Annotated in this window: 9 protein-coding genes; 2 read left to right on the top strand and 7 right to left on the bottom strand. The window is 56.9% G+C overall.

Annotated features, from left to right (window positions below; all coding sequences use genetic code 11):
• Positions 1-347: 347 nt before the first annotated feature.
• From HMPREF1224_RS43815 to ligD, 6 genes are all read right to left on the bottom strand, one after another.
• Positions 348-1,052, bottom strand: a complete 705-nt coding sequence (locus HMPREF1224_RS43815) for a hypothetical protein (RefSeq protein WP_228757887.1) — start codon at positions 1,050-1,052, stop codon at positions 348-350.
• Positions 1,007-1,606 carry a hypothetical protein gene (locus HMPREF1224_RS43810; protein ID WP_010794522.1) on the bottom strand — a complete coding sequence of 200 codons (600 nt, stop codon included), beginning with the start codon at positions 1,604-1,606 and terminating at the stop codon, positions 1,007-1,009. The genes HMPREF1224_RS43815 and HMPREF1224_RS43810 overlap by 46 nt, the downstream gene beginning before the upstream one ends.
• Positions 1,607-1,633: 27 nt before the next feature.
• On the bottom strand, positions 1,634-2,299 hold the full coding sequence (locus tag HMPREF1224_RS43805) for a hypothetical protein (protein WP_010794521.1): 666 nt from the start codon (positions 2,297-2,299) through the stop codon (positions 1,634-1,636).
• 195 nt (positions 2,300-2,494) lie between these two features.
• Complete coding sequence (locus HMPREF1224_RS43800) at positions 2,495-2,719, bottom strand: DUF2188 domain-containing protein (RefSeq protein ID WP_010794520.1); 225 nt, start codon at positions 2,717-2,719, stop codon at positions 2,495-2,497.
• Positions 2,720-2,785: 66 nt separating this feature from the next.
• Positions 2,786-3,070, bottom strand: coding sequence for a hypothetical protein (locus tag HMPREF1224_RS43795; RefSeq protein ID WP_010794519.1), 285 nt, complete (start codon positions 3,068-3,070; stop codon positions 2,786-2,788).
• A gap of 21 nt (positions 3,071-3,091) precedes the next feature.
• Positions 3,092-4,102, bottom strand: coding sequence for a non-homologous end-joining DNA ligase (gene ligD / locus HMPREF1224_RS0113000; RefSeq protein ID WP_049875582.1), 1,011 nt, complete (start codon positions 4,100-4,102; stop codon positions 3,092-3,094).
• A 162-nt stretch (positions 4,103-4,264) separates the two neighbouring features.
• Here ligD and HMPREF1224_RS0112995 point away from each other — a divergent pair, with 162 nt between their 5' ends.
• The gene (locus HMPREF1224_RS0112995; RefSeq protein WP_021263400.1) at positions 4,265-4,837 is read left to right on the top strand and encodes a hypothetical protein; all 573 of its coding nucleotides are present in this window, start codon (positions 4,265-4,267) and stop codon (positions 4,835-4,837) included.
• Here the strand turns inward: HMPREF1224_RS0112995 and HMPREF1224_RS0112990 are convergent.
• Positions 4,834-5,217, bottom strand: coding sequence for a hypothetical protein (locus tag HMPREF1224_RS0112990; protein WP_031628794.1), 384 nt, complete (start codon positions 5,215-5,217; stop codon positions 4,834-4,836). The two genes, HMPREF1224_RS0112995 and HMPREF1224_RS0112990, sit on opposite strands and share 4 nt — an antisense overlap.
• Positions 5,218-5,448: 231 nt before the next feature.
• Between HMPREF1224_RS0112990 and HMPREF1224_RS43790 the strand changes: the two genes are divergently transcribed.
• Positions 5,449-6,447 (top strand): ATP-grasp domain-containing protein, encoded by a 999-nt coding sequence (locus HMPREF1224_RS43790; RefSeq protein WP_031300041.1) that lies wholly within the window; start codon positions 5,449-5,451, stop codon positions 6,445-6,447.
• The last annotated feature ends 1 nt before the right edge of the window (position 6,448 follow it).

Raw genomic sequence — 6,448 nt, 5'->3', positions numbered from 1 at the left:
GTCGGTAATGGTGTGGGGCGTCTTGTTCATGGTGTCTCCAGTTCTCAGCGACAGTGTCGCTCATGAGCCGGTTACACAAAATTTCGGACACCCTCTGCTCCCCCAGGTTGACTCATGCGCTCCACAATCCGCGGTTGGAGTAATGCCTGCACTGAGCAACGCCATGGTCGATAAACGCTAGCCTTGAGCGATTTTTCTCGAAAGGTAGGCTCGACCAAACTCTCAAGGGGGTAGCGTCCCACAGTTTGCTATTAAGTCAGCGGCCTTTGGAGCCAGCACAGCGATCCTGGCTAACTAACCCTGCTGTTCGACGAGGTAGGCTCAAACCAGCTTATGATCTTCATGGCTCAGGTGAACTGAATGAAGAAGAAACCGGCGTCTTCGCCTTCCTTCCCACGGCGTGCCTGCATGTCCACGAACAGATAGCCGATGCCTTCGCCGAACAGCCCAGCATGCTGCGGGCTGGCTTCGGCCACGTCGGCGTCCACCAGCTGCAGCATGAACATGTAGCGCGGTGGTTCGTAGATCGGGTCCTGCAGCCAGCAGGGCCGGCCGCTGGGCTTGCTCAGGCCGATCCCGCTGTCCTCGTCCTCATGCTCCTCGTCATGCTCTTCGTTGGTCATTTCTTCGAAATCGATGAACGCTTGCCCCAGCAGTAAGGGGGGATTCCTGGGCTCCAGTGGCTGGTTGGCAAGTTCATGCAGGATAACCCGGGTAAAGCCAGCGCTGATGACGTTCTGCAGTTCCGACTGCTGATTGACTGTATAGCGACGCTGGAGCGGGCGGCTGAAGCCGCCGTCCTTTTGTTGCTCGACGGCGAGAAAAACCGTGATAGCCATGCCTGGTGGGACGAACCGGGCGGGTCGGAACTGTTCGGTCAGGGTCAGGATGGGCGTCATCAGCCCACCGGTTTGCGGGTTGACCGGCCACAAGGAAAGCTCCTTGAGCAAAGGCGCACCGCCGATCTGGCCGAAGCCGCGGTCGTGTCGGGACAACACGATTTTCTTCATGGCGCGCTGGAAAGCAGGGTGAAGGTGAAACACCCAGGACATTTTACTTCCAGCCAAGCCTTGGCTCTTTCGCTCAGGAAGTACCCGCGATAAACATCGCCTTTGAAGAAATCGGCCTGCTCGTCGGCCTTGAGTACCTTGAGGTATTGGCCGAGGTCAGAGGGTTCATGCTGTGGGTCCTTGAGCAGGTTGAGCTTGCCCACGACGAACGCTTGCCAGTATTCCGGCATACGTTTGGCAAGCCCAGGGTCATGCGGAAGGGAATCGATGATCGAGGTCGGCCCGCCGTCCAGATCGAGGTATTCGGTAATGGGCTTGCTGGTATCCCAGTGCAGCCAGTCAATATGCACGACATGGGTTTTCTCCAGATGCTCATAACAACCGATCCCTTTCAGGCCGCTTTTTTCCAGGGCTTCCTTGACAGGCTGGGTAAGCACGAGTGAGCCCGAGCGTATATAGGCAGGCGGGGTGTACGGCCCGGCGCGCTTGATACTGTCTACATCGGTATCTTCATCCCAGGCGATCAAGCCCTGGAGCAGTACCGTGCCCCAGTTTCCCCAAGGTGCTTGCAGATTGTCCAAGTGGTAGATGTTCATAGCTGGTTGCTGATCCTGGCAGGACGTTCAGGCGTACTGAACGAAAAAGAACCCGGCTTCGTCGCCTTGGTTTTTCCGCCGGGCTTGCTTGTCCAGATAGATGTAACCGTTGCCATCCAGAAAGATCCCTTCCTGCTCGGTAGCCCAGCGGCTGATTTCATAGTCGGTCAGTTGCAAAAGGAGTAAGTACCGGTCTGGAACATAGATGGGATCTTGCATCCAGGCCGCTCGCCCGAGTTGCTTGCTAATGCTCAGTCCGGAGTCTTCGTCAGCGTGCTCTTCGGCGAATTCCTCTTCGGTCATTGGCTCGAAGCCGATATAACGACGCTCCAGCAGGAGCGTTCCAGGCGGGGCGGGTAACTCCTCCTCACACAGCCGGTGGAGAATGAACCGTGCGTAACCATTCTGGATACCGGGTAGCTCCGCTTGCTCATGAAGTGAGTAGCGGTTGACAACAGAGTGCTTGAAGCCGCCGGCGCGCTGCTTTCGAGCGGTGATGAATACCGTGGCAGCCATGCCGGACGGAAAGACTTTAGCCGGCAGGAAGTTTTCCGTGACTGTACACAGAGGCGTCATCGGCTCTTGGGTGTCGGGCGCCAGAGGCCACATGCCTGGGTCGTCCATGCAGACGCTGCCACCCACCTGACCGAAGCCTTTGTCTTCTTCGGTAAAGACTATTTTTAATGAATGCATTTGGGGATACCAGACAGAATCAGGGCGTGCGCAAGTGACTACGATGATGACTAATACCTTAATGTTTTAAAAGCTGCTGGAGTGCTCATATTAGCGTTCTTGGCCGCGGTCGCACTCAAGCGGTGGTAGCGCAAGAAAAACGCCCCGCCGGACTGGCGGGAGGGCGACTATTGATAGATGGCTGATGGCAGAGTCCTACCCTTTGCTAATGCGCGGATCAGCGCTGCGGGGATAAGTGCGCTCTTCCTCGATCTGCCCATTGGCCGTATGGATCTTCACCGAGCCTGTGCGGCCCTCCATGTACGCTGGCAACTGCTCTAGCAGCTGGGCCTTGGTTGATGTATGCAGCAGCGCCCGGCTATCGCCTTGAAGATGCAGTTTCCAGCCGGAACCCTCGGCCACCACGTGATAGTTGTCCATCGGGATCTCCTTGAACATGAGTTAATACAGGTTTGGTGGTCAGCTGGCGGCTAGAGTTCCCGCCGCTTACAGCGGCACCTCTGCCTGCGTTTCCTGGTATTGCCGTAAAATCTGCTCTTCTATGTACTCGCTATATCGTTCTGCCAGGATCGCGCAGCCGTTGCGGCCTAAATCTTCGGCACGCCCCTGCTCGTCATAGACCGTGCCCGAGACAACGCGAAACTCTAACTCGCAGTAACCCTTGGCATCCCAATCGCTGGTCCATAGGACTGGCCGCGGCTGCTCGATCACCAGGTCGTTGATTTCGCATTGAAGCACGCAGGCTTCCGCCTCGATCGCGACCTCATACACGATGTCCTCCCGGTCTGCTCATTACAGATCCGTATTACTTTCAAGGCTGATGCCCGCTGCCGGCTTGTCCTCTCGAAGTCCCAGGAACACTGCGTGCCGGACCTTGCCGCTGGGGGTGATTTCCAGAAATTTCACCTCGGCCACCAGTTCCGGAGTCACCCACACCACCGAAGCGCCTTTGATTGACGGCGGAGCCGTTACCGGTGCGCCGTCTCGCTGCAGGTGGCGCAGCCGGGCATGCAGCTGATCGGCTTGGCGACCGCCAAAACCTGAGTGGACTCGGCCCGCGTACTGCAGTTGGCCATCGTCATCATGTAGCCCGATCAATAACGAGCCAATCCCCGCGCCGGCACGGGTGTAGCCTAGCACCACGAACTCCTGGCGGTTGTTGCATTTGAGCTTGACCCAATCGCCGTTGCGCTGGCCGCTATAGGCGCTGCCTCGACGCTTGCCCACTAGCCCCTCCAGGCCCAGCTGGCATGCGCTGGCCAACAATGAGGCCGGATCGGCCTCTAGCGTTGGCGAGAAGCGCACATGCTCCAGGTCGCACTGTTGTAGCAGAATCTGCAGCAGCTCGCGGCGTTGTTCAACCGGCCAGGGCCGCAGATCGGTACCGTCCATGTAGAGCAAATCAAAGGCGAAGTAGATCAGATCATCTGTCTGTCTCTGGCTGAATGCCAATTGCAGGGGTTGGAAAGCGGGGCGACCCTCTACGTCAAGGGCTACGATCTCGCCATCGAGCCAGACACCGCGTACCGGGAGGCCTGAAAGTTCCTGGGCCAAACTGGGCATACGATTGGTCCAGTCATAGCCATTCTTGGTAATCAAGGTCACACCAGCATCGAGGCGTGCCATCAGTCTGTATCCGTCAAATTTCGTCTCGAATAACCAATCACCCGATGGAGGCCTACCTACCAGGGTGACCAATTGCGGTTGAATGCGGCGGGGAGTCGCCCCCTTCTTGGACGCCATCGCATTGAGCCTCTCCAGAGTCTTTAACTGTGGAGTGCCCAGCAGGTAGAAAAGGTTCATTCATCAAAACCCAACCCAGATCGCCGGATCATTTATGGCTAAAACGCCAGGCGATTGGGGCAGGCCTATAAGCGCGATTGGCCCGTAAAGGCCGACTTATCCTTCGACTTGAACCCTAAACAGCTACCGGTAAGCTGGCGCAGAACAATTCGAGAGGTGTCTATGAGCCCGATCCGCACTTGCTCCCCAATAGCGAAGAGAACAACCGAGACCTTCGTTGACCACGTCAACATTGGCGGTGAGCGTCAGAGAGTTGAATTCCAGCGAGAGATTATCTGGCTCCAGGAGTCTGAGACGCAGCTCCTTTACGTTCACGGAGGCAAGATGCTTACTAAGGGGCCCTGTCACAACGACTACTACGGGTACCTCACCTCTCTCAATCCGCAAGAGCTTGGCGCTCTGAGCCTTGCAGATCACTTCAGAGTTGATCAGCAAAGCACCCTGGATATCCAGCTGGTCACCACCGTTTTCCTGACACCTGTGCACGAGTCCAATGAAAACAAGGAGCACAACAGGACGAAACCTGCGGAGTATCGCAATCAGTACAGCTACATCCCAGATGGCTGGCGCTATGAGCGGCGGAGTGACGGTCACACAATCTACCCTCGGCCGGAGCGCGAAGAGTTAGGTAGGGAGCTCGTCTGGTCGACGCAATGGAGTGAAGAGAAAAACCTGCGGAAGCTGGAGGACTTCAAGCGCCGCTGGGCATTTACCGTAAATCAGGTAAGCAGCTAGTCCAGCTTGTCCAGCTCCTTGGTCCGTTCATCGATGACTTTCTGGGCGGAAGAGAGGAGGTCTTCAGGATTAGCCCCGTCCTTCATCGCTTCGATTACCAATATCTGCATCTGATGGCGAGAGCGTCTGTTCAAACGGAAATTGGACTCGAAGTCCAAGGCAGCCATAACCGTTGTCATTATGGCTGCCCCTCCGGCAAGAATGGCTGATAAGTCAGATCCTAGCTCTTCAGGGACGAATGACAGCTTTGCAACTAAGGCAGCGGAAGCGGATAGGACGGCTGAAAGGATAAGCATCAGCCTGTATCCGATCTTCCATCGTAAAGCTGACCACCGGTACCGAGATTCCTGTTTCTCTAGGACCGCCACGACCTGATTCATCCGTTCTGCATCCATTTAAGAGCGACCTTTACGGTGGACTTGCCCAGAGTGTAGCCAGCGTTTGCCATATCTAGTGGCAAAGTGACTTGTCTTTTGGCCTGCTCTTGCCGATACCCTCCAGTAGAATGCCCCGTCCGGTTGATACGCACCGAGCCCCCGTTATCGTCCCTTCCACCAACCACAGCTGTCCGCTCGTTCTGCCCGGGCGCGGCCTACATGAGGACACACATCTTGATCTGGTTTCTTGAGGGACAATCCAGCCAGCGCGACATTCTTCTAGGAGCGCGTGAGGCCCTACCACCGGAGGTAAAGATTTTTGCCTCACATCGCCAAGAAAGGCCTGAAATCACCGGTCTCGCCGACGTGAGCTTCCTTGAGCCGAAGGACAACCAGGAACGAATCGACTGGGTAATCGAGACTGCCTTGACCCATAAGATCAAAGTTATTCTGGCCGGCCGAGTGGGGAGTGTTTTCGAGGCCCAGCGTCGCCGATTCGAGGCTGCAGGGCTGGTGCTGGTTACTGGTGGTTCGACCATGAGCACGTTCGAGCTGGTGGACGACAAGAGCAAGTTCACTGCTGAAGCAGAGCGCGCCGGACTTGCCTGTGTCCCCGCGATTACGGCAACCAACGCCCAGGAACTCATCGACGCCTACGAAACCCTTCGCGCTCACGGAGACGTTTGTGTTAAGCCAGCTGTGGGCATTTACGGCCAAGGATTCTGGCGATTCAAGTCAGAAGCGGACCCGTTCCGTTGCTTCGCCAACCCCGACTCTCGGGAAGTCCAGTTCGAAACTTACCTGCAAGCCTATCGCGCCGGTGGGGATCGTCCCGCCATGCTTGTGATGCCGTACATGGCGGGGAGCGAGTGCTCGATCGACATGGTTTGCGAGTCCGGCCGCCCGGTGGCATTCGTTGGACGCCGGAAGCAGGGACTTCACCAAACCTTCGAGAACGACTCGGTAGCGGTCGAACTCGCTCTGAAAGCCGCTGCTCACTTCCAGTGTGATGGACTGGTCAACGTCCAGACGCGGGATGATGCTGATGGTGTCCCGCATCTCCTCGAGATCAATCCACGGTACTCGGGCGGCATCGGTTACACCCGGCATACGGGAATCAACCTGCCGGGAATCTTCGCCAGCAGAAGACTCGGGCTGCCCGAGCCGGTGAGCCAGTGGATACCGAATATCAGGGTGAAAGCCATTACCGTTGCGGTGCCAGTGGCGACTTGAT

Source organism: Pseudomonas sp. P179 (genome assembly GCF_000478485.2).
Taxonomy (GTDB): Bacteria; Pseudomonadota; Gammaproteobacteria; order Pseudomonadales; family Pseudomonadaceae; genus Pseudomonas; species Pseudomonas aeruginosa.
The sequence above is the reverse complement of the archived record's forward strand: the minus strand, read 5'-3'. Positions and strand labels throughout refer to the sequence as shown.

Excerpts from the sequence above, each read along its gene's own strand:
- HMPREF1224_RS43800 (WP_010794520.1), bottom strand. The coding sequence starts at position 2,719 with ATGGACAACTATCACGTGGTGGCCGAGGGTTCCGGCTGGAAACTGCAT.
- HMPREF1224_RS43815 (WP_228757887.1), bottom strand. The coding sequence starts at position 1,052 with ATGTCCTGGGTGTTTCACCTTCACCCTGCTTTCCAGCGCGCCATGAAG.
- HMPREF1224_RS43805 (WP_010794521.1), bottom strand. The coding sequence starts at position 2,299 with ATGCATTCATTAAAAATAGTCTTTACCGAAGAAGACAAAGGCTTCGGT.
- ligD (WP_049875582.1), bottom strand. The coding sequence starts at position 4,102 with ATGAACCTTTTCTACCTGCTGGGCACTCCACAGTTAAAGACTCTGGAG.
- HMPREF1224_RS0112990 (WP_031628794.1), bottom strand. The coding sequence starts at position 5,217 with ATGAATCAGGTCGTGGCGGTCCTAGAGAAACAGGAATCTCGGTACCGG.
- HMPREF1224_RS43810 (WP_010794522.1), bottom strand. The coding sequence starts at position 1,606 with ATGAACATCTACCACTTGGACAATCTGCAAGCACCTTGGGGAAACTGG.
- HMPREF1224_RS0112995 (WP_021263400.1), top strand. The coding sequence starts at position 4,265 with ATGAGCCCGATCCGCACTTGCTCCCCAATAGCGAAGAGAACAACCGAG.